Here is a 2,204-nt window from a genome sequence, read left to right as displayed (position 1 = left end):
GGTGGCCAGGAGCTCGCGGAACAGCGCGCAGCGGCCCCGCAGCTCGTCCTCGGTCCCGACGTCCACGAGCCGGCCCGCGTCGAGCACCGCGATCCGGTCCGCGAGGGCGATCGTGGACCGCCGGTGCGCGACGAGCACCGTGGTCCGCCCGGTCATCAGCTCGCGGAGCGCGTCGTGGATCGCGGCCTCGGTGGCGGTGTCCACGGCGGAGGTCGCGTCGTCGAGCACCAGCACCCGCGGGTCGGTGAGCATGGCCCTGGCCAGCGCGATCCGCTGCCGCTGCCCACCGGAGAGGGTGAGCCCGCGCTCGCCGACCTCGGTGTCGTAGCCCTCGGGCAGCGCGTCGACGAACGCGGCGACCTGCGCGGCCTCGGCGGCCGCGCGGATCTCCTCGTCGGTGGCCTCGGGGCGGCCGTAGGCGATGTTGGCGCGGATGGTGTCCGAGAAGAGGAACGCCTCCTCGAACACCACACCCAGCTCGGAGCGCAGGTCGTGCAGCCGCAGCTCGCGCACGTCCACGCCGCCGATCCTCACGGTCCCGTCCCACGGGTCGTAGAAGCGCGGGAGCAGCTGGGCCACGGTGGACTTGCCGGAGCCCGCGGTGCCGACGATCGCGAGGGTCTCCCCCGGCGCGACCTGCAGCGACACCCCGTCGAGCACCGCCTGCCCCGGCTGGTAGCCGAAGCGCACCGCGTCCAGCTCGACCGCCACCGGGCCCTCCGGGAGCCCGCGCGGGGCGGGCGGGTCCTGGACGTCCGGCTCCGCGTCGACCAGGTCGTACACCCGCTCGACGCCGGCCCGCGCGAGCTGTGCGGACACGACCAGCGAGCCCACGAGCCGGGCGGGCCCGACGAGCTGTGCCACGTACGTGGTGAACGCCAGGAACGTGCCGAGCGAGATGGACCCCTGCAGGGCCATCCACCCGCCGACGCCGATCACCGCGACCTGCCCGAGCGTGGGCAGGGCGAGCAGCACCGGGTTGAGCCGCGCGGTCATCCGGGCGGCGCGCATCCGCTCGCCGAACAGCCGCCGGGCCAGGCCCTCCAGCGTGCCGACCTCGCGGGCCTCCTGCCCGAAGCCCTTCACCACGCGGACACCGGTGACGGTCTCCTCCACCTGCTGCGCCACGTCCGCCGCGCGCTGCTGCGCCGACCAGGTCGCGGGGAACAGCGAGCGCCGGGTGCGACTGGTGACGTACGCGGCGAGCGGCAGCATGACCAGCGAGACCACGGTGAGCAGCGGGGAGAGCCACAGCATCGCGGTGACCGAGGCGATGACCAGCGCGATCGTGCCCGCGGTGAGCGGGACCATGGACAGCAGCGACTGGACGAGCTGCAGGTCGGTGATCGCGCGCGAGGCCACCTGGCCGGTGCGCAGGGCGTCCTGCCTGCGGCCGTCGAGCCGCTGGACGGCGGCGAAGACCTGGCGGCGGAGGTCGTGCTGGACGTCGAGCGCCATCCGGCCCGCGAGGTACCGGCGCAGGAACGACGCCCCGAACCGGATCACGGCGAGGCCGAGGAAGGCCAGCACGATGGTGAGCAGCGTGTCCGTGACGCCCTGCACCGCGTCGTCCACCGCGGCGCGGGTGAGCAGCGGGCCCAGTGCGTCGAGGCTCACCCCGAGCACGGACGCCACGAGGGCACCGACGGTGACCCCGCGGTGCTTCAGGCACTCGCGGGTCAGCCTGCGGATCCAGGAGGACCTCGGGGTGGTGGTGGAACCAGTGGTGGTGGGGAGCGGGCCGGGCACCGATCCAACGTACGCCGCAGGTCCGACGTTCTCAGGTCACGTCCCGGCGCTGCCCGACCACCCAGGCCAGCGCGACCCCCGCCGCGGTCCACACCACGAGCACCAACAGCGCGCCCCAGCCCGGCGGCGGGCCCGCGACGCCGGCGAGGCTCTCGACGATCGACCTCGCGAACCGGCCGCCGAGGATCCGGGCGGGCACGTCGTAGAGCGCCACGTCCCCGGCGTTGGCGGGCAGGAACGAGGTGATCCGGGCGATCGCGCCGGGCGCGCGGTCGGAGTCGGCGCCCGCGCGCAGGACGAGCGAGACGAGGTTCTCGGCCGCCAGCACGTAGACGAGCAGCGCGACGATCGCTCCCGCCTGGTTGACCACCAGGGTGCCGAGCGCCACCCCGAGCACGGCCCAGAGCGCGCACACCACGACCCCGATCCCGACCACGGCCAGCAACCCCCCGGCC

General features: G+C 74.9%; 1 protein-coding gene and 1 pseudogene. Both read right to left on the bottom strand.

All coding sequences use genetic code 11. The features are described 5' to 3' along the window. Positions 1-1,749 (bottom strand): ABC transporter ATP-binding protein (locus H5J29_RS29880; protein ID WP_181784309.1); only part of this gene is annotated, 1,749 nt, incomplete at its 3' end. A 31-nt stretch (positions 1,750-1,780) separates the two neighbouring features. Beyond that, a pseudogene (locus H5J29_RS29875) lies at positions 1,781-2,204 on the bottom strand (hypothetical protein); the annotation flags it as partial.

It is taken from the genome of Pseudonocardia pini, assembly GCF_013870575.1.
Lineage (GTDB): Bacteria > Actinomycetota > Actinomycetes > Mycobacteriales > Pseudonocardiaceae > Pseudonocardia > Pseudonocardia pini.
This window is presented reverse-complemented; position numbering and strand designations above follow the sequence as displayed.